Annotated in this window: 22 protein-coding genes and 1 pseudogene; 9 read left to right on the forward strand and 14 right to left on the reverse strand. The window is 48.4% G+C overall.

Going from position 1 to position 18,193, the window contains the following annotated elements; genetic code table 11:
- Positions 1–53: 53 nt before the first annotated feature.
- The 5 genes from ACYVJM_RS22980 to ACYVJM_RS23000 form a co-directional block, all read right to left on the reverse strand.
- Positions 54–1,139 carry an alkene reductase gene (locus tag ACYVJM_RS22980; protein ID WP_461150580.1) on the reverse strand — a complete coding sequence of 362 codons (1,086 nt, stop codon included), beginning with the start codon at positions 1,137–1,139 and terminating at the stop codon, positions 54–56.
- A 186-nt stretch (positions 1,140–1,325) separates the two neighbouring features.
- Complete coding sequence (locus ACYVJM_RS22985; protein WP_461150581.1) at positions 1,326–2,306, reverse strand: helix-turn-helix transcriptional regulator; 981 nt, start codon at positions 2,304–2,306, stop codon at positions 1,326–1,328.
- 40 nt (positions 2,307–2,346) lie between these two features.
- A complete protein-coding gene (locus ACYVJM_RS22990) occupies positions 2,347–3,072 on the reverse strand; it encodes a DUF72 domain-containing protein (protein ID WP_461150582.1) in 726 nt (241 codons plus the stop codon).
- 78 nt (positions 3,073–3,150) lie between these two features.
- Positions 3,151–3,486, reverse strand: a complete 336-nt coding sequence (locus ACYVJM_RS22995) for a hypothetical protein (RefSeq protein ID WP_461150583.1) — start codon at positions 3,484–3,486, stop codon at positions 3,151–3,153.
- Between the two features lie 57 nt (positions 3,487–3,543).
- Positions 3,544–3,675, reverse strand: coding sequence for a hypothetical protein (locus ACYVJM_RS23000; protein ID WP_461150584.1), 132 nt, complete (start codon positions 3,673–3,675; stop codon positions 3,544–3,546).
- A 467-nt stretch (positions 3,676–4,142) separates the two neighbouring features.
- On the opposite strand from ACYVJM_RS23000, the gene ACYVJM_RS23005 reads away from it, so the two are divergent.
- The 4 genes and pseudogenes from ACYVJM_RS23005 to ACYVJM_RS23020 form a co-directional block, all read left to right on the forward strand.
- Positions 4,143–4,346: a hypothetical protein gene (locus tag ACYVJM_RS23005; RefSeq protein WP_461150585.1), complete on the forward strand. Its 204-nt coding sequence runs from the start codon at positions 4,143–4,145 to the stop codon at positions 4,344–4,346.
- A 214-nt stretch (positions 4,347–4,560) separates the two neighbouring features.
- A complete protein-coding gene (locus ACYVJM_RS23010; RefSeq protein ID WP_461150586.1) occupies positions 4,561–4,881 on the forward strand; it encodes a hypothetical protein in 321 nt (106 codons plus the stop codon).
- Positions 4,874–5,176 carry a hypothetical protein gene (locus ACYVJM_RS23015; RefSeq protein ID WP_461150587.1) on the forward strand — a complete coding sequence of 101 codons (303 nt, stop codon included), beginning with the start codon at positions 4,874–4,876 and terminating at the stop codon, positions 5,174–5,176. Before ACYVJM_RS23010 ends, ACYVJM_RS23015 begins: the two co-directional genes overlap by 8 nt.
- Positions 5,177–5,192: 16 nt before the next feature.
- A pseudogene (locus tag ACYVJM_RS23020) lies at positions 5,193–5,456 on the forward strand (sensor histidine kinase); the annotation flags it as partial.
- Between the two features lie 45 nt (positions 5,457–5,501).
- Here ACYVJM_RS23020 and ACYVJM_RS23025 read toward each other — a convergent pair.
- Positions 5,502–5,981, reverse strand: coding sequence for a GNAT family N-acetyltransferase (locus tag ACYVJM_RS23025; protein ID WP_461150588.1), 480 nt, complete (start codon positions 5,979–5,981; stop codon positions 5,502–5,504).
- 556 nt (positions 5,982–6,537) lie between these two features.
- Positions 6,538–6,858, reverse strand: coding sequence for a hypothetical protein (locus ACYVJM_RS23030; protein WP_461150589.1), 321 nt, complete (start codon positions 6,856–6,858; stop codon positions 6,538–6,540).
- A 295-nt stretch (positions 6,859–7,153) separates the two neighbouring features.
- Between ACYVJM_RS23030 and ACYVJM_RS23035 the strand changes: the two genes are divergently transcribed.
- Positions 7,154–7,684, forward strand: coding sequence for a nuclear transport factor 2 family protein (locus tag ACYVJM_RS23035; RefSeq protein ID WP_461150590.1), 531 nt, complete (start codon positions 7,154–7,156; stop codon positions 7,682–7,684).
- A gap of 123 nt (positions 7,685–7,807) precedes the next feature.
- Here ACYVJM_RS23035 and ACYVJM_RS23040 read toward each other — a convergent pair whose 3' ends face one another.
- The 3 genes from ACYVJM_RS23040 to ACYVJM_RS23050 form a co-directional block, all read right to left on the reverse strand.
- A complete protein-coding gene (locus tag ACYVJM_RS23040) occupies positions 7,808–8,119 on the reverse strand; it encodes an isochorismate lyase (protein ID WP_461150591.1) in 312 nt (103 codons plus the stop codon).
- A gap of 87 nt (positions 8,120–8,206) precedes the next feature.
- A complete protein-coding gene (locus ACYVJM_RS23045; RefSeq protein ID WP_461150592.1) occupies positions 8,207–9,853 on the reverse strand; it encodes a cryptochrome/deoxyribodipyrimidine photo-lyase family protein in 1,647 nt (548 codons plus the stop codon).
- A 78-nt stretch (positions 9,854–9,931) separates the two neighbouring features.
- Positions 9,932–10,345 (reverse strand): pyridoxamine 5'-phosphate oxidase family protein, encoded by a 414-nt coding sequence (locus ACYVJM_RS23050; protein WP_461150593.1) that lies wholly within the window; start codon positions 10,343–10,345, stop codon positions 9,932–9,934.
- Positions 10,346–10,782: 437 nt separating this feature from the next.
- Here ACYVJM_RS23050 and ACYVJM_RS23055 point away from each other — a divergent pair, with 437 nt between their 5' ends.
- Complete coding sequence (locus ACYVJM_RS23055; RefSeq protein ID WP_461150594.1) at positions 10,783–11,955, forward strand: hypothetical protein; 1,173 nt, start codon at positions 10,783–10,785, stop codon at positions 11,953–11,955.
- 468 nt (positions 11,956–12,423) lie between these two features.
- Here ACYVJM_RS23055 and ACYVJM_RS23060 read toward each other — a convergent pair whose 3' ends face one another.
- The 4 genes from ACYVJM_RS23060 to ACYVJM_RS23075 form a co-directional block, all read right to left on the reverse strand.
- Positions 12,424–12,861 (reverse strand): nuclear transport factor 2 family protein, encoded by a 438-nt coding sequence (locus ACYVJM_RS23060; protein WP_461150595.1) that lies wholly within the window; start codon positions 12,859–12,861, stop codon positions 12,424–12,426.
- A gap of 318 nt (positions 12,862–13,179) precedes the next feature.
- Positions 13,180–14,370 carry a PAS domain-containing sensor histidine kinase gene (locus tag ACYVJM_RS23065; RefSeq protein WP_461150596.1) on the reverse strand — a complete coding sequence of 397 codons (1,191 nt, stop codon included), beginning with the start codon at positions 14,368–14,370 and terminating at the stop codon, positions 13,180–13,182.
- A gap of 14 nt (positions 14,371–14,384) precedes the next feature.
- On the reverse strand, positions 14,385–15,185 hold the full coding sequence (locus tag ACYVJM_RS23070; protein ID WP_461150597.1) for an alpha/beta fold hydrolase: 801 nt from the start codon (positions 15,183–15,185) through the stop codon (positions 14,385–14,387).
- Positions 15,173–15,367, reverse strand: coding sequence for a hypothetical protein (locus tag ACYVJM_RS23075; protein ID WP_461150598.1), 195 nt, complete (start codon positions 15,365–15,367; stop codon positions 15,173–15,175). The genes ACYVJM_RS23070 and ACYVJM_RS23075 overlap by 13 nt, the downstream gene beginning before the upstream one ends.
- A 698-nt stretch (positions 15,368–16,065) precedes the next feature.
- Here ACYVJM_RS23075 and ACYVJM_RS23080 point away from each other — a divergent pair.
- The 3 genes from ACYVJM_RS23080 to ACYVJM_RS23090 all read left to right on the forward strand — a co-directional run bounded on the left by ACYVJM_RS23080 (position 16,066) and on the right by ACYVJM_RS23090 (position 18,168).
- On the forward strand, positions 16,066–16,512 hold the full coding sequence (locus ACYVJM_RS23080; protein ID WP_461150599.1) for a hypothetical protein: 447 nt from the start codon (positions 16,066–16,068) through the stop codon (positions 16,510–16,512).
- A 208-nt stretch (positions 16,513–16,720) separates the two neighbouring features.
- A complete protein-coding gene (locus tag ACYVJM_RS23085; RefSeq protein WP_461150600.1) occupies positions 16,721–17,197 on the forward strand; it encodes a hypothetical protein in 477 nt (158 codons plus the stop codon).
- Between the two features lie 596 nt (positions 17,198–17,793).
- Positions 17,794–18,168, forward strand: coding sequence for a hypothetical protein (locus tag ACYVJM_RS23090; RefSeq protein ID WP_461150601.1), 375 nt, complete (start codon positions 17,794–17,796; stop codon positions 18,166–18,168).
- The last annotated feature ends 25 nt before the right edge of the window (positions 18,169–18,193 follow it).

Raw genomic sequence — 18,193 nt, forward strand, 5'->3', positions numbered from 1 at the left:
ATTAAGTGAACAAAGAACCCCGACGCCGACACCGCACCGGGCTTGGTGATGGACTATGCAGGTTGTATTGATTCTTCTAGCACAGGATAAGTGGTATATCCCAACGTACCGGGGGTATATAAGGTCGAATAATCGACCTCATTGAGCGGGGCGTTTTTTTCGATTCGGCTCATGAAATCCGGGTTGGCCAGGAAGCTTCTGCCGAAGGCCACCAGATCGGCCGAGCCATCTTGTAATTTCGCTTCGGCGGTTTCTACGGTTAGCCCGTTACAGTAAATCAGTGTATTGGAAAAGGCACTGCGGATCGCCTGGTGCGTTTTCCGGGGTATCGCAGGATTGTCGGAGATGTGGATGTATCCAATGCTCAGACGGTTTAGTTCGCCACTTAGGTAGGCATAGGTCTGGTGTACGTCGGCCTCATCGTACACGGGCATATCGCTTAGCGTCGAGTACGGCGACAGGCGCACCCCAACCTTATCAGGACCAATGGCGCCGGCGATCTGTCCGGCGATCTCCAGGAGTAAGCGGCTGCGATTTTGAATGCTTCCGCCATAGTTGTCCGTACGGGTGTTCACATGGGGATTTAACGACTGCTCGAGGAGATACCCGTTGGCTCCGTGTAGTTCCACACCGTCGAAACCAGCGCTGATGGCATTCTGAGCAGCTTGCACAAAGTCACTGATTACATGGATAATGCCTTGCGCATCCAGCGCTACCGGTGCAGAATATTCCTGCATACCGGCGATATCGGTAAAGATTTCTCCAACCGCTTTAATGTCGGATAAACCTACCGGTTGATAGCCTTCCGGTAGATTAGCCGTATGCGCGATTCGCCCGGTATGCATCAACTGAACAAATATCCTGGAGCCGCCTTCGTGTACACGCTTCGTGATCGCTTTCCAACCTTCGACCTGGGCTTCGGAAAAAATGCCCGGAATGCGTGGGTAGCCTAGCCCTTCCGGGCTGGGTGAGGTCCCTTCGGTTACGATCAGGCCCGCACCGGAACGCTGCTTGTAATAGGTGGCCATCAACTCATTGGGTATGTTGTTCAGTGCCCGGCTGCGCGTCATCGGGGCCATAACAACATGGTTTTTCAATTGGAGGGCGCCTTTCGTAAAAGGTAGTGTTAATTTTTTCATTGTCGTATGCTTTCTGTTTGATACGACAAAGGTGGGCTATACAATGAACTGTAAATAGCGCAAAAAGGCAGAAAAATAGTCGTATCCGACGGAGTAGACTAATCTTAATTAGGTTCGATCAGGTGTTCGTAGCGTACGCTATGGAGTAGTCAAATCAGCGCATCATGGGCCTGTGCTAAACAACCCTTACAGACTTGCGTATCGCTTTGGGTTCAGGCCGTAATGCTTTTCAAATAGTCGGCTGAAGTGGCTCAGATTGGAAAAGCCCAGTTCATATCCCACCTCGCCAACGGAATGTTTGCCCTGTTTCAGGAGAAAGGCAGCTTCTTCCATTCGGACTTGCTGGTAAAAATTGTAGATCGTAGTGCCGAACGTTTGCTTAAAAAGCTGTTTTAGTTTGGTTTCGCTCATGGCAGCCACCTGTGCCAGTTCCCGAATTACCGGCGGCACACTCAGGTCGCTGATGATCTCATTCCGTATGTACAGGAGTCGTTCCGCATCAGCACTGTTGATCGTTTGATGGGCAGCGCTTTGCCGTAAAGCCAACTTATGGAAAACCAGATAGATCAGTTCCTGCACCTTGATTTGTATGTAGAAATGACTCAAAGGATCGGTCATATCCACGGTAGCCATGTGTTTGAGGAGTAGTTTGGCCTCGGCGGCCATGCGTTCGAAGAAAAGGAACGAATTACCACTGCCGGTGATAGTCTGAAGCACTGAATTAGGCTCGCTGACAGCCAGTAATTCGGTCAGTCGGGGCGGCTTTATGGCCACCACCACATAATGGATCTGTTGGTGGGCAGGAAAACGAATGGTTGAATTAAGATCGTTGGAGGTAACCTGAATCGCCGACTCATCACGCTGAGAAAAAAGAACCTGGGGTTCCTCATTGTAGGCGATCTGGAGGGCCTGCTCGTTGCTATAGAAAAAAATAGTGATCAGATCATTTCCCTGGCCGGAGGCATTACGTTTGATGATCAGATCTTCCCGGAGCAAGTATCGGTGTATGGTGATCTTGAAGTCCGGCCCGAAACTTAGCTTGCGGATGTACCCATGCCCTAAATGATCAGGTATCGCCAGAAAGCCGTTTTGTACTGTTGCCTGTATGTGTCGGGCAAAGTACGTCATAAAATCAAAATCGGACGAAGCGGTGAAATTGAATAGCATGATAATCGGCAACAAGGGCGCCGTGCTAAACGTTCTGCACTTAAGGAGCCGCGTCCAGCAGGCCTTTTAAGACCAGGGCATCCTGGCGCATATGGACATTGTTGAAGAGAACGTAAGACGGCTGATCCGGTGGTAATAGCTCCACTAAATCAGTTAACTCCTGCACTTCATACCGATACCGCCAGCCCTGCCGCCCATGCAATCGAAAGTAGCAGTGCTCCGGGGTCGTGGTCGCCTGGGCAAAGGGATCAACGACATGCCATAGGTCAAGATCCCGGCAAAGGTCTCTAACGACGGTCGGGTCCCATGAACCACGAGGTTCCCAACACAGCCGCAAACCGCTTCGCTCAATGTGGCTGAAGAAGTCGGTTAGATGACCAATGTGCTCGGCGGTCTGAGTAAAGCTGGCCGGGCACTGAAACAGAATGGTCGTAGCCCGCAATGCTTTAGCGCTCGCCAGAGTAATTTGCCAGGCCTGGTTGACAATTGCCGTCGGCTTGAAAAAGCCGGCCTCTGCCCGTTCCTGCTCAGAAAGGGTTACGGTCAAACGCTTGTAAGTCGGACTTTTGGCCTGGTGCGTAATCAATTGCCAGGCTTTCATCGTGAACTCAAAGTCAGCGGGCACCTGGGTTCGCCATTGTTCTAAGGTTGCTGTGCGTGGAGGTTGGTAGAAGGTCTGCTGCACCTCCACACAGGAGAAGTGCCGGGCGTACTCGTTTTTTGCGTCCGTGAAGCCACATGTACCCACTTTGGTAGTCGTATTCATGCCTGAATTTAGAAAGCAACTACATGGCTGCTTCAAGTGCATGCTTATCGATTAGTAAGCAGCGTCAATCGTGGGGCGCTACTTATTGGTTGAGGAGGTTGGTCCGGACTGACTTACCTTTCCGTTTTTCATTCTACGGCCGTTGCCGATTGTCGTTTTTGAGCTGCTCTGCTTCGTTGTTGCTGAACTTTTTGTTTGGCCAACGCCTGTCGACGAGTTTTTGCGACTACTGCTACCGGTAGACTTGTCTACGGAGTTGCCGGATACGGTAGGACCGGTAGAGCCATTTTGGGCGGGTGTTGAGCCCGTGGTAGCATTACCGGTGTTGCTGCTGCCTGATGCAGTCGATTGAGCCTGTATACGAAAACTGATCAGGCTCAGCAGTAAAGCGGTACTTACAAGTAGCTTATTCATTGGATTAAGTTGGTTTTGAGACTTACCGAAGTTAAACTCGAACGTTCCCGGGATTGATTAAACCAGTAACATTAACTGATTGAATGGGTCGCGTTCGGTACGGCTATTCTTCGCTATGCCAAACTCTCGAATGAGAAATATCTGGCGGGGGCGGCCGTCAACGCGCTCTACACCTACACGCATGAACATGTGGTGATTGCGAAAATTCGGCCCGCTGATAAACTGCTGACGGTTGGCCTGCCTTATACCGTCCGGAAACGGCAGGGTCGGTGAGAGAACTGGTTATTCTGTCCGTTGGCAGGCGCAGCGGAAAATCGATTTTCTGTACAGCAGCGTCAATAGGGATGCGTTTAACCAGATAACCCGACAGGCGCTGCTTTTCGGTAGAGAATTCAGCCTACTGGCCGTTCTCGATAACCAATGCCTAAATTTTAGAGTTTCGGTATAAGCATCGTACTAAACGGTATGGCCTTTTCGCCCCAGCCCAACCGACTATTCCAATAACAGGCCACCGATCTGCAGGCGACCCGGAATCTGCTCAGAGCCGCCCTGGACTCCTTTATGGATATGATTCAGGTCTTTAAAGCGGTTCCCGATGAGCAGGGTGACATTACTTCCAGGGGCGCAGGGCTTGGTTTGCCATTACCAATACGCCATTGGATCGGGACCGGCTGGTACATACCTGGGAAGACATTACCGAGCGCAAGAGCACAGAGACCGAAATCCTGCGTTTGAACGATCAGGTAGCCCCAAAAGCAGCCGATAAATACCAGACACTTTTTAACTCAATCAATGAAGGTTTTTGCCCCCTGGAAGTACGCCACGACAGCAATGGGGCTTTAGACGACCTTGTTTTTTAAGAGCAAAACCCTGCCTTTAGTAAGTATACCGGCTTAGGCAATATTCGGGGAGAGTGTTTGAAAAAAACTCTCCCCAGTGTTATGCTTACTTGATTGACACCTTCGAACAGATTGTGAAAAGCGGACAGCCTGTGACGGTGGAGAACTATGTACAGGAGGTTGATCGGTGGTATAAAGCCAGTTCTTACAGGTCGGCAATACCGCTAGTCATCTGGTGGCCATTGTATTTGAAGGCATCACCGAGCGCAAGCGGCAAGAGATGAATCTGGCTTTCCTGGCCGAAGTCAGTCAGGACCTGGTGGGGTTGACCGACATTGACGAAACGATGACCTCGCTAGGTGCCAAGATTGGCAATCATTTCGGTTTGTCGCGGTGTCTGTTCGTGGAGATTGATGACGTTCAGGAGGTCTGTCGGGGTCAGCTACGGTTGGGGCCGGGAAGGCGCTGTGGCGATTCCCGGCCCCAACCGGATTGTCGACTTTATCAGTCCCGAGTTTCAGCTTGCCTCGCGGGCCGGGTAAACGGTCGTGATTGACGACGTATTCGCCGACCCACGTACGGAGGACGAGCTGGAGTTGATGCACGAGCTAATCATGCGCATCTGGACGCGTGTGGAACGGGCCCCTGCCGAAGCCGCCCTGCGGCTAAGTGAAGAAGAGTACCGTCACTTATCTGCCCATCTCGAGGAGAAAATTCAGGGGCGTACCCGGCAACCGGAGGATTCGGTCGACGATTTGAAACGTTCCAACGACAGCCTCCAGCAGTTTGCTTACGTAGCCAGCCACGATTTGCAGGAATCCCTGCGTAAGATTCAGCAGTTTGGCCAATGAACGGCTGGTCGCCGATGCCTTACCGCCCATCGTGAAGCCCACTCAACTAGTGGCGGCTTACCACCAGATTCAGGTGATCGACAATGGAATTGGTTTCGATGAACAGTATGTCGACCGCATCTTTCAGGTATTTCAGCGGCTGCATGGCGAGGGTGAGTATGCTGGAACAGGCATAGGGATGGCCATCTGTGAGAAGGTGGTGGCCAATCATGGGGGGGGCGTCATGGCGAGGAGTCAACCGGGGCAGGGGGCCACCTTTACCATCTACCTGCTTGCCTAGGATCAAGGATACACAGCGTTTTGGTTAACTCCCGGATATGCCCTTTTACGCTATGGTCAATTTATAAACCTTCGAGTCTTCGACTGGAATTTTGTAACCATCCGGCAAACTCGATTTGTCAACCTCGACGAAGCCGTTACGTTCGTAAAACCGATGGGCTGCGGTAGCAATCGAAGGGGTGTCCAGCCAAATGGTGCGGATGTGATGGTTTCCGGCAAAGCTGAGCAGGGTTTCATACAACTGTTGGGCAATCCGTAACTCCTTCCCCCGGAAGTCCCGATGGACAAACATTTTCTTCAACACACCACTTTGCTCGTCTAAGCGCTTTAGACCGATTGAGCCGATGATCACTCCATCCTGTTTAGCGGTCCAGAAGTCGCCATCCGAAAAATAGTGCGCCGTATCCTTCAAGTCAGGTTGGTCATCTTCACTCAAGCCCAAGTGGAACTCATTGTTTTGAATGTTAAGAACGAACGCCCTGATGCCAGGCTGATCCTCTCTATCAAATCGTTGTATTTCGACCATTTGTTATCCAGGTAAGGGTTACTATGAAAGTGCCGCCCAATTTTTAGATTCCTTCGTAGAGGAACCCTGACTGGTACACATCTAAAAGCAGTAAAGAGCTTAGTGTCTTTAAACCCGCCTAAAATGATCACCTAAGGGTAGCTAAATTCCATAAAGTAGACGCTATTTTCCATTTATTGGAATTAGAAGTGTAAAAATTAAACTCCTGATGTTTTATCGGAAGATATTCTGCTTAATAAATTGAAAAAATAAATGCTTGACATTCAGGTAATTGGTTTCGGGCTGATGATTTTTTTTGTTAATTTTACCATGTATTGCTACCCGAATTCCCACCTTTTTATTGAACTGGCACTCTTCTTGTAAATAGGCTATGTAACATATTAGATCATATTTATAAAGAGTTTTTCTGCTGGAAAGACTCTTTTTCGTTTTATAACGAAACTGATTTTTTATAAGCTGTCGCATACACTCAAAGGGTCCTATCAATTCGTCAGAAAATGCGAATCGATAGGACCCTTTTTCCATGAGTATGATTCAATAACTAATTGTACATAAGCTACTTTTTCGTTGTTATAAGCACTACGCCATTTTTCCCTTTTTGCCCAAATCGACTAACTAAATCAGCGGTTGAAGCGGGTGACAGGACGGTTATACTTTCAATTTGATCAGGGTTGATTTTTAGTTTCGCCTGGCTATTATCGTTGAAATAACCTTTCTCCACATGATCAACGAGTAAAAGAGCTGGTCCATTGGCTCCTTTGAGGAATTTATTGGTGGTCGGTGAGGGAGGTATCCCATTACTGACCTTGCTGCAACTAACGAAGCCAAAAGCGAAATAACTGAACAAAGCGACCAGAATAGTACGTCTGAGTTTCATAACTTAAGGTGTTTAGAGATAAGGCAATGGGATAAATCTTTGTCAAAACCATACCACTTTCAGCTAGAAGCCAGTTCAGTCTGGTTTATAATTATTGATAGAAGACGTATCTAACCAAAGGGGTTGTTGCAAATAGCCGAATTGATGCGCTGGTCTATGAAGTAGTTAAGTGTTTATTGGTTAATCGTATGAAGAACAGACCTTGATTTTAAGACGGGTTGACCGGTTAATAGGTTGAATAACAGGGATATAGTAATTAATTCTACCTTGATGCTCCCTCAAAATATACTGGACCGTGAATACACCACCACTACTTCTGTGCTTGATAATGGTTTCGGGCTTGCTATCGGCTCAAACTCCTGCATTGCCATCAACAGCACTTGCCCAGCTCAATAGTATGGAGCAAGTTATGATTGGGGCAACTCAAAATCCCGACGTTTTTGGCGCTATAATGGGTGATGACTATATCACGCTCAATGCAGATGGGGTTATGGAAAACAAAGCCCAGACCTTAGATATGGTCCGTAACCATCCGTTACCTAAAGCTGATGCGATGCAGGTTAGTCGACAAACTCAGCGAGTATACGGCACTGTCGCCATTCGTACGGGTCAAGCTAAAGTGTACAAAGCTGGGCTGTTGCTGGCAGATTTCATTTATACGCAAACCTGGGTTTATAGAAATAATCGCTGGCAGTTTATTGGTTGGCAGGGAACGATGACCGGATGGCCTAAGCATTATCCTGTCCTGCTGACGCTAGTAGTCGCCGGTTTAACCATGTTTGGTTTATGGAGACGGATCAGCCGACGGAAAAAGGCAGTCGGTTAGATCATACATCGGCCCCCCTCAGCTCAAGTGGGAGGGTTATTACGAGATATCCACTTTTTAATTTCTGTCTAAGTTAGTTGCATACGCCCTTGTTTTTAATTTGCAACAGCCACCCTGTATAGGTTAAACAGAGCGTTGTTGCCACTGCTTCAGCTCTTCTTCAATAAAATGAGTGACCAGGGTTCGGTAGAGATCTTCAATTACATCCGGATTTAATCCCTTCTCCCGGGCCCATTCCCGACGTTGTGCCAACATGGCCGCAAAACGTTCAGGAGCTCGTACCGCTGTTGGAGTGGATTTAAATTTAGCGGCTGCCTTGACGTACTCAAATCGCCGAGCCCATAGACTGATCACTTCTTGATCGAGTGTATCAAGGGCATTCCTGATGTCGTTCAGGTCTTGACAATCTGCTGGCTGCTTGAGAGGTTGATCCATAAATATCCTGCGTAAGCGTTAGGCTAGGCTAAAAGTTAATCATAATTTCAGTTTATTCGCCCGGATAGATCAACCAGCGCCTGGTAGTTAAAGGAGACTACGTTGATTCACATCCATTGGCGGTCCTGGCGTACTTGGTTTGGCCGGTAGGCTGTGTTTGGCTAAGATACGGGTCTGCTCGGCCTGACCAATCTCGCTCTGGCGAGGAGCATGGAGCCGAATACGGGCCTGGCGAGCCGTCAGTGTTGCGTCGATGATGGGAGCCGGGTAGTCAATGCCTACCTGAAAATGCTCCATGGCCTGTTCCAGCGGTGGCATCGTCCATGGGTGGTGAAGGTAGGCCAGCGGGCAATTGGTCAACTCGGGCACCCACTGGCGGATGAACACCCCTTGTGGATCATGATCCTGCGACTGCTTGACGGGATTATAGATTCGGATCGTGTTGGTGCCCGTCATCCCTGACTGCATCTGAAGTTGAGCATAGTGAATGCCCGGTTCGAAATCGGTATACAGCCGGGCCATATGCCAGCCTCCTTCCTGCCAGTGCTGAAATAAATGATGGGTAAGGAAGGAGGTCAGCATAGCTCGCATCCGAAAGTTGAGATAGCCCGTAGCCGCCAGACAACGCATACACGCATCCACCAGTGGAAAGCCCGTACGCCCGTCCCGCCAGGCTGCATAGTGCTCTGGGTTCACCTGTTTGGGCAGGGCATCAAAAGCCCGGTTCACATTTTCGAACTCCATGCGCTCTTCGCCCTCAAACTTCTGAATGAAATGGCAATGCCAGCGCAGCCGGGAGGCAAAGGCGGCAAACTGCCGGCCTGAACCCACCAATCCCTGGTTTCTGGCGGCCTGTCGCTGAGCCTGATACACCTGCCGAATGCTTAGACAACCCCATGCCAGGTAAGGCGACAGGCGACTACACCCCCGACGACTTTCCAGGGGTTTGGAGATAGCCGCCCCATACCGTCCGATTCGCTCGGTTAGAAAGCTGGTCAGGTACCGATGGCCTTTGTGTTCGCCACCGGGCTGAAATAAGGCATTGGGAACCTGCCACGCGCCAGGCAGATCAGCTCCCCGCTCGGTTTCGAACCAGGCCGGAGGTACATTGGCCGGATACCAACGGGTCAGATCGGGATGCTGTTGAGGTGCCTGCATGATCTGCTGCCAGTCGGCGGCCCAGGTGTCGCGGTTCTTCAGACGTCGAATGACGCCATTGGACGGGAACTCATGCCAGACAATCCCCTGCTGACGGCAAAAAAGGGCCACGGCTTTGTCCCGGTTATACGTGACAGCCAGGCCGGTTTCCTCATGAGAAAAAAGGGTGCCGATGCTAAACTGCTCCTGTATGGCGGTTAACACATCAAGTACCTCCCGGTGAAATACCCAAACCGCAGGTAGCCCTGTTTCGGGCTGGGGGTCTTCCGGTCGATCGTCAAATTCAAAGGGCAACCACTCGTGTACCAGATGGTTCGTTTCTGCCTGAGCCGGGGTTGGTACGGGTAAAACCGACAGTTGTTGATTGATTTCAGCCAAACACTCGTATACAAATCGCCAGTGGCGCAAATCGTAATTGGGATCGGCCATTACAGATGGCTCGAAACAGTAAAGTAGGAGTAAGGGTCGTTTAGGCGCGCACTGCCCCCTGGCAATGGCTGTCCGGAGCGGGGCATGATCGCGCAGGCGCAAATCCCGCTTGAACCAGACGATGTCAATGGTTGGTCGGTTAGGCATCTAGGAGAACAATAATCGCTTGCTAGCGTAATACGTTTGACTTTACCTGGCGAGTTAAGCTGCGAGAAGTCCGACGTACTAGTCCCAGCACTCACCGGCCAGTGTGGTAATGCGCAGCAGAACAATGTTGGGATCATCTTTGCCCTCAGGAAACCAGTCGCGTAAGGACTCATTCCACAGAGCGTCTACTTTCGCTTGATCGTTAACGACTTCAGCTTCTCCGGCGGTGGTAACCGAAACCTGAGCCTGGGGATCAGAAAAACCTAACGAAATAGACGGGTGTTGGCGGATGTGGGCGACTTTATCCGAATCCGCCCGGGTGAAAAACCACATGGTTCCATCAGGGTCGAGTTGATGGGTGGCCATCGGTCGGCTACGTAAAGCGCCCGAGGGCATTTGAGTAGTCAATAAGGCCACTCGGATATCCCGAATGTGGTGCTTGATTTTATTAAATTCGTCAGGGGTAATTGTCTTCTGGCTGGTCATGTTCATTAGTTGTCAATACTAACTGAATAAGTACATGTTGAGGGCAAAAGTTTTGGTCCTTTTGCGTAGGATGCAGATAATAATTGATAGTCAGTAAAAACAAACGGCCCCGTTTTATGCTCTCTTTAAAAGCAGACACGTCGCCTTTCATGCGTCTCAGGCAGAAGCGTTCATTGAAACGACTATTTTTAACTGACTATCAACGCCAACTAGTTACACACAGTCCACACATTTTGCCAACTAACTTTAGTTCAATAGGTTGACTAATAGCTAGTTGGTGCTCATTTTGAATAGGTAAATAAACCCCTTTTGTCCCTTATGCCGCATATCCCGGCGATAAAAGCTTAATTACTTCGTATCCGCCCTTTATTACGTAAATCGACCACACGAGCGGCCTCACGTTTAGTGAAAATCTTGGTTATAACTATGTAACTCTATCCATTATGCCTTTTCAACAACCCTCCTCAACAACCATTCGCAGTTATCACTTTCGAGATCATGAATATACATTTCCGGTGGAGTCTACGATAGGACCGGAAGAAGGAGCTGGCCAACTGCTTATCGATGTCTCACCGGGTTATTTATTATTTACGTCAGCTGAAACCACGCCTAAGTCAAGCCAAACACTCAACTATGTTCTACAGGCTGACGGCAGCTATCTGGTTCGGGAAATAGTTACGCTGTTGGCTACAGGACCTGGGCTCATCAGTGGTAGCGTCACACTACGCGACCCGACCAATGAAGTGCTCATTCTGGACGTGGCGATTGAAACCCAACTTTTCACAAGTCACTCAGCCATAACTTTCCCGCCAATTGAATCGGGTGGCTCCGTTTCTGTTGCGTTGACGATTAATCAGCAAGGGACTCACACACCGATTGTTCTCTCCACAAACAATCCTCAACAGTTTACATTGGCTACTGCCGGTGAAAATCCCTACTACGCAGAGAGCCTAACGCTTATCCCCGCTTTTGAGGGAAGCACTATCTACGTTCGTTATACACCTACCCGTTTTGGTAGACATACGGCCCACTTGTTGATACAAACCCCCTACACGACTCGGACGCTGCCTTTGCAAGGCCCGGTGGGCGGCTGGTTAGGCTTGTTTAAAGAGCCTGTCAGACAACTGCCTAATGAAGCATCCATTCGTCAATCGCCGGGCAGAGTTGTTCAGAAACCAGGGCTGTTAATTCTGCTTGCACTGGCTGGACTAGCCGGTATTGCTTACTTCTATTGGAGCTCGTTGGGAGCCAGTCGTCATCCCTTACCAAGCGCAGTGAATTCAGACGTCACACCATCCGCTTCACGCGCGGTCAGCGGCAGCGTATCTGCTTCCCATGTTCCTGTCAGGGAACACCTGCCCGCACCCATCGAGCGAAACAAAACGCAAGAGGAGACCAAGCAGGCCAACCAGAGTACGAACCTGACCAGTCAGCCAACACCCTCAGACAGTGGACAAAAATTGGTTACCAGGACGGCAGGAGGGAGTGGTTATGACCTGACTAAAGTTCCTCATTCAGCCCAGAAGAGAAAGCGTCGAATCGTTCCGGACAGTATTTCTAACCAGAACCTGGAAAGCGAGCTTGAGAAAGAACTAAATCAAAAAAAGAACAGATAGATAACCCGGTTTTACAGGGCTGGGCGGATTTAGTCAAGTTGGCATCCGGTGCATTTTGTGAAGGAGGCCTTACCTGAGTTGTGAGAGATTATTAAGTGCCGACCGAATCGGGCAGAATAGCCGCTATCAGTCGCCGGTCCAAAAATGTTCTAAAAGTGCCGTGGCTGTTGGGGAAGCTGCTATTTTTAGGACAGGGGCGTTCGTTTATTTGTCCAGTGATCAAAACAGATGGTGCGGCATTCCAACCGGCCACGGTGGCTCATTAAGTGGCGTATAGGCCGCTTAGAATTCTACGCCATAAATACGTGGCTTACCAAATTTAGAATGCCAATCTTCGTCGTCAGATAGTAGCTAAGTCCATTCCCTTTTATACAGAAAAACAACATTATAAATAGATAAGGTGGGTAGATGCGACAGAATCGTTTACTGAAGAAAGTAAACAAGCAGCCCACCGCAGGTATACTCCTGTTATTTTTTAGCGAGCGTTGTTGAATGAAGCAAGGCTATTTTCCACTGGTTTTTATATTTAGTTAAAACGGCACTTTCTAACCATCTGATGGTTCCTTTTTTACCGTTCATTTCCATATCGGCTTGATTAAAGTAAACCACCCAGGCATTTGCCCCTTTTATATCTATTTTTTTAAAGTCAATCTTGTTGATGCGACTGGCACCCTTACCAAAATAAGGCTTTATTTTAGCCTCCAGGGTGTCTAATGACCAGATTTCACCACTCTCCAACAAGGTAAAGTCTGTTTGGCAGTAACTTCTTAAGGCTGGTATGTCTTCATCTGATAAAGCCTGGAAAAAACCATTTACAACCTGTTTTACATTCTTTTCATCCGATGTAGTTTGTCCGAAGAGTGAAACAGCGTTTGTAATGAGGATTAGTAGAAATAATACTTTCATGGCTGACTGAATGAATTGACAGGTTTTAGTTGAAAACACTACAAATAACTGTATCCTTTTTAATGATATTTCCATTCATGGAAAACTCCCGCTGTGGATATCCATATATAATCGTTGCGGTTGTCGTTCTGGCATTACCGGCACAATAGGTTTTGGCAGGATAGTAGAAGCGATTTGTGAGATCTTATCCTTGAGACTAAACTTTTAGTCGATTGGCTAGTGAACGGCCACTTCCATGAAAATTTAATTACCTCTATCGCTTACTGACTAGTTCGGAGCAGGGGAAAGTAAGACGGATATAGTACCAGCCCCAATGGGCTAGTTGGGTTGCAGGGGTAAGACTACGGTGATGGTGGTGCCCTGACCCGGCAGCGACTCAGCGCTGATGGTGCCGTAGTGATTGGTCACAATTTTTTTACAAATGGCCAGGCCCAGGCCCAGACTCTGGCTGGCCGAGCCCAGGCGTTTCAACAACAGAAATACCGCCTGCTGGTAGTGAGGAGAAAAACCAATCCCGTTATCACGGATGCGGAGCTGTAGATGATCGGTATACTGGTATTTTTCGGGCAGCGCGGTAAATTTATTTTCCTGGATGATCTGGGCCCGTACTTCTACCCGAAGAGGTTCATCCGCTTTTCGGTAGGTCAGGGCGTTGGTCAACAGGTGAACAAACAAATGCTCCAGCTGAAGCGCATCGCCAACGATAGCCGGCAGCGGATCAACCACCAGCCAGCCAGCGGCAACCGGATGCGACTGGACCGCTTTTTCTGCCGCCTGCCAAACCACCGGAGTTAAATCAACCCAGCTTATGGGTGGCTCTTGATGATCAAGGGCCATGTAGTCGCGCAGACCTGTAATGAGTCGACTCGCCGATTGACAAATGGCACTAATCTGTTCGGGCAGAGCAAGCCGGTTGATCGGCTGCTGCGGGGGCGGGTGTTGCAGCAAGTCGGACAGCAAGGCGATCTTGCGAATCGGCTCCAACAAGTCATGGGAAGCAATGTGGGTTATTTGCCGAAGTTCATCATTGGCCCGCTCGACCTGACGAATGCGCTTGTCCAGCAACAACTGTTGTTCCTCCAGGGCCTGCTTCGCCTGTGTCAGCGCTTTATTCTGACGCAGGGCATCCTGGGCCTCTTGGCGAGCCTGGATCAGGGCCTGCTCCAGTAACCGGCGCTGGGGGATAGGGGCTCCATGGCATTCGTTGATCCACTGCCCATCCTGCTGCCAACGGACACCGTATACCAGAACGGGTAGCGGCTCCCCAGTTGACTGGCGAAACAACATAAAGACCTCATCGGCCCGTAAGGCCAGTTGCAGGGTCGGGAAAAAATGGGTTTCGTAAAAGAATTGACCGGACTTGGTCAGTAGCCGGCTAACGGGGCTGCCAACCAGTTGCGCTACAGGCAGGCCCGCTACCTGAGCAACCGCCGGATTACCCGCCAAAATGACCCCCTGATCATCGAAGGAAAAGAAAAGCCAGGGAGCCCGGCTCAGCGAATCAGTCATGGGTGTCGCCTGGGTTAAGAAAGACTCGCCCTTAAATAGGCGTCAATCAGCTCACGGGTCTCCTGAGGACTGCTCAAGTGCGGACAGTGGCCCCGGGCCTGCATGACCCGCAGTGTACTGCCAGGCAACTGCTGGTTGAGAAACTGCCCAACGGCCAGCGGAGCAATGATGTCGGCCTGACACTGAAGGATCAGCGAAGGTACGCTCACCTGCGGTAACTCGGCCCGATTATCCGAGCGAAAGGTCACCTGGGCAAACTGATGGGCAATCAGGGGATCGGTTGAGCAAAAACTTTGCGTCAGTTCATCTCCATAGGCGGCTTCATCCGGTCGTCCCATGATGGCCGGGGCCATCTGAGTAGCCCATCCCATAAAGTTGGCGGACATGGTCTCCAGCAGTTCGTCAATGTCCTGCTCGGAAAAGCCACCCTCGTAGCCGGGCTGATCAATATAGCACGGGGATGGACCAACCATGATCAGGTGGTCGAACAGGCCGGGTTGCTTCAGGCTGGCCAGCACGCCAATCATACCGCTCACCGAATGCCCTACAAATATAATATGCTCCAGGCTCAGGGCGGCACAAATATCCAGCACATCCTGGGCATAACCCGATAGAGAAGCGTAGCGCTCGAGATTATAGGCCGTTAAATCTGAGTGACCACTGCCCACATAATCGAACAGGATGATCTGGTACCGATCCTGAAAGTGGGGATAGATATAGCGCCACATGTGTTGATCGCAGCCAAAACCGTGGGCAAACAGCATGGGCTGGCCGGTCCCCAGCACCTTGACATGATTCCGCGTTAAAATTGACATGTGTCTAAAAGAGATAGAGTAAGCGCCGATCTGAACGAGCCATTGGCTGGCCACTGGTTGGTCGACTCAATCAACTGCTGATGGACGAATGGTTTTAAGTGGTACCCCCGAGCCCCCAGACGGGTGGCCAGGCGTTGATCTGCCCCATCGCTATCGACCAGCCGTATAGTTTCGTTTGTCATTACTCTGAGTAGTAATACTTAAAAAGTAATTAATTGGTTGAAAATACTGATTTTTTGCCTATATCCATGAGTATGAGTGTGGTATCCGTACGTAGTATCGATATGTGTCTATTTAATAGATTGGCGAAAATGGATCTCATAAGTATTTTTCTGGTTTAAACAGGTTCTTTTATTTTCTATTGTATTGGAGAGCATCGCTTTGCGCTTACTGATTAAGGAGAGGTTCAATTTTGAAGTAAGTGACGATGTTTGAAATAAGTGACGATGGTATTGAAATTGTCGATTTGTTCGGTTTACGAACAAAATTTCTTTCCTACCAAGATTTTAAAGGCTATAGCACTGGAGTGGTCAGAACACGTTTTAATTCATTTCAGCAGGTTATTTTATATGCTTGGAACGGTGATGTCTATCAGATCATACAGCGTAATTTTCGTAACTTCAATCACTTGAAGAAAGCCATTAAACAAGGGGGTAATTTGACATATTTAGGGAAAGAACGATTGAGATGGACATGGCGAATAGCCCTAAAAGAGTTATTTGTCCCTCATTACAAGTTCAGATGAGACATCAATTGGATTATAAATAGTATACTTCAATGCGTAAGCATGAAGCTATACCTGTTTTTGCAACAGCCACGTTTGGTTATATAACAGAACAAATTCTCTTTTACAGCTTTACTTTTCTAAACTCGTCACACAATGAACTACTCAGTGCGTACCTTTCTAATCTTGGTGGGTTTGGCCAGCTCGACTACTCTATTGGCTCAGGTTAAGATCACCACCGAGATCACTGGTGATGCTACTACTGGCAACCAACTTATCCAGGCCAAAGCGACTGGTGGGTCTGGTAAGTACAGCTACGCTTGGGGTCTAACCACACCAGGTGCTGTTCCGCCAAATAGTGCGTCGGAAGTCTTGCTAGTGCCATCTCAAGAAGCTGAATACATTGTCTTTGTGCGAGACAGAGAGACAGGCGCTAGTGCTTATTCGACGGTAGTGGTGAAAGCGCTGACGATGAAAGAAAAGCACCTGATTAGAATGCCTGGTGAAGATTACAAATTGATTCTCAATTATTCGGGTTCGGCAACAGGAGCGCTTCCGGCTCAACGAAGAGATAAGTGGTTTCGCTACGACACTAGAGATTAGCTGATACTGTAAATCATTATCAGGTTGTCATAATGCCAGTGGCTGTTGCAAAAGGCTGGAAGGGGTAAAATCAGCGCACAACTATGGGGTATTTTACCCCTTCCAGCCTTTTGCAACAGCCGCGCCACCCACACAAAATTTTGAACGCCTACTTTATGCATATTGACAGGAACAAGCATCCAATTCAATAAGTAAAAAGTGGTGAATTATGAAACGTATCCTCAGCAAGATTTTGATTGTAGTGACTTGCTTAAGACTATTATCACCTGTCCAGCTGATTAAAGCACAAGCAGCGGCAAGCAGACCGATGCTCGACTACTATGAGCTAAAAGGATTGCTTTTGAAACATGAACGAACCGTCACAAACATGTTAAGTATGAAGCGGTTCAAACTGGTCTCAAGCAGGAAAAGACCTGAAACCACTCTCTACATTTACAAGAAAGAGAATGGTGCTTCACAAATTATAATACGAGTTCGCAAAAGCGATGGATTAGTTAGTGAAATAGCTTGGAACGAAGATTCAGAAACGTTTGGGAATTTGACCCACGACGCGGTTGATGATGGTTTTGTTCCAGTGGGAGGTAATGGACAGTATCACAATCGCTTTCATAATATGGCGCTTTTCGTCTATCACGACTTATCTGATGATACTATCATTCCCTGTGCTTTGAGGATAATTCCATAGAGATGCCGTATTTATAATTTCTGCTAGAGTAACCTTTTTACATCTATTCTAAAAATAAGTATAGTCTCTTTATATAACTCATGCTTGGAACCACTATTACCAGCGGCAATAGCTTTGTAGCGAATTGACGCGTACGTGGAAATGGCATAGTTAAGCGAAAGTTACATTAGCCGGCCCCATCGGCGAAGTGATTAAGGTCTTTTAACAGAAGCATGCAGACAGTACACTCTTTCGTATAAGCTTTTATAGGTTAGTCAAAGTATGAAATTTCAGGATAATTGCCTATGAATCAGTCGTATATATAAGTGTTCTTTTTTAAGATTAGTACTCCCGTTAAGTATGACCATATCTATTCTAGAGACAATACTCAGTAACGCAGCCTGACTGATAGTATAGAAAATTGACGGACTTTATAAGAAACAATACTGATTATTGGTTAATATGGAATTACTAAATCTCTAAATTTGTATATAAATAGAGTTGGAGAATGGATATGTGTGTTCTTTTACTCTTATTTTAAGAATGAGATTGCAGTCCTTCTTTTGAGCACGGTTCAAATGAAAAGCCCAGACAAATGTACTTATCTTCTGCTGCTGATGATCTTCGTATTGAGTGCGTGTCATCCATCCGTTGATCCGTGTACAGCCTGTTCAGTAGCGGGTTCTTATCAACTCATCACATATTCGTCTGCTACCTCGTCGGATGATAACCCAACAGGTACGACTATAGCCACCCAGGTTGACCCCCAGCATGTTACCATTGTTGTTAAGGGAAATTCGGGTAAGCTCAAGCTCAATTATACTTACTCGAATGTGCTGGTTAAGGTGAGCGACCCAACGGCAATTCCTCAAACCAGTTACACCTTACTGTATAAAGGGCACCCCATAGGGGAGGCTGGAAGCGATGGAATAAGTCGCTATCTTGATCTTACCCCCTCTTCCCTCATTCGGATTTCTGCCCTGGAATTCTAACAAGGGTATCCACCTTTCTGAACCC

Source organism: Spirosoma pulveris (assembly GCF_054781875.1).

What these genes read in the sequence shown, in the direction of transcription:
- ACYVJM_RS22980 (WP_461150580.1), bottom strand. Translation starts at nt 1,139, where the DNA reads ATGAAAAAATTAACACTACCTTTTACGAAAGGCGCCCTCCAATTGAAA.
- ACYVJM_RS22985 (WP_461150581.1), bottom strand. Translation starts at nt 2,306, where the DNA reads ATGCTATTCAATTTCACCGCTTCGTCCGATTTTGATTTTATGACGTAC.
- ACYVJM_RS22990 (WP_461150582.1), bottom strand. Translation starts at nt 3,072, where the DNA reads ATGAATACGACTACCAAAGTGGGTACATGTGGCTTCACGGACGCAAAA.
- ACYVJM_RS22995 (WP_461150583.1), bottom strand. Translation starts at nt 3,486, where the DNA reads ATGAATAAGCTACTTGTAAGTACCGCTTTACTGCTGAGCCTGATCAGT.
- ACYVJM_RS23000 (WP_461150584.1), bottom strand. Translation starts at nt 3,675, where the DNA reads ATGTTCATGCGTGTAGGTGTAGAGCGCGTTGACGGCCGCCCCCGCCAG.
- ACYVJM_RS23025 (WP_461150588.1), bottom strand. Translation starts at nt 5,981, where the DNA reads ATGGTCGAAATACAACGATTTGATAGAGAGGATCAGCCTGGCATCAGG.
- ACYVJM_RS23030 (WP_461150589.1), bottom strand. Translation starts at nt 6,858, where the DNA reads ATGAAACTCAGACGTACTATTCTGGTCGCTTTGTTCAGTTATTTCGCT.
- ACYVJM_RS23040 (WP_461150591.1), bottom strand. Translation starts at nt 8,119, where the DNA reads ATGGATCAACCTCTCAAGCAGCCAGCAGATTGTCAAGACCTGAACGAC.
- ACYVJM_RS23045 (WP_461150592.1), bottom strand. Translation starts at nt 9,853, where the DNA reads ATGCCTAACCGACCAACCATTGACATCGTCTGGTTCAAGCGGGATTTG.
- ACYVJM_RS23050 (WP_461150593.1), bottom strand. Translation starts at nt 10,345, where the DNA reads ATGAACATGACCAGCCAGAAGACAATTACCCCTGACGAATTTAATAAA.
- ACYVJM_RS23055 (WP_461150594.1), top strand. Translation starts at nt 10,783, where the DNA reads ATGCCTTTTCAACAACCCTCCTCAACAACCATTCGCAGTTATCACTTT.
- ACYVJM_RS23060 (WP_461150595.1), bottom strand. Translation starts at nt 12,861, where the DNA reads ATGAAAGTATTATTTCTACTAATCCTCATTACAAACGCTGTTTCACTC.
- ACYVJM_RS23065 (WP_461150596.1), bottom strand. Translation starts at nt 14,370, where the DNA reads ATGACTGATTCGCTGAGCCGGGCTCCCTGGCTTTTCTTTTCCTTCGAT.
- ACYVJM_RS23070 (WP_461150597.1), bottom strand. Translation starts at nt 15,185, where the DNA reads ATGTCAATTTTAACGCGGAATCATGTCAAGGTGCTGGGGACCGGCCAG.
- ACYVJM_RS23075 (WP_461150598.1), bottom strand. Translation starts at nt 15,367, where the DNA reads ATGACAAACGAAACTATACGGCTGGTCGATAGCGATGGGGCAGATCAA.
- ACYVJM_RS23080 (WP_461150599.1), top strand. Translation starts at nt 16,066, where the DNA reads ATGAACTACTCAGTGCGTACCTTTCTAATCTTGGTGGGTTTGGCCAGC.
- ACYVJM_RS23085 (WP_461150600.1), top strand. Translation starts at nt 16,721, where the DNA reads ATGAAACGTATCCTCAGCAAGATTTTGATTGTAGTGACTTGCTTAAGA.
- ACYVJM_RS23090 (WP_461150601.1), top strand. Translation starts at nt 17,794, where the DNA reads ATGATCTTCGTATTGAGTGCGTGTCATCCATCCGTTGATCCGTGTACA.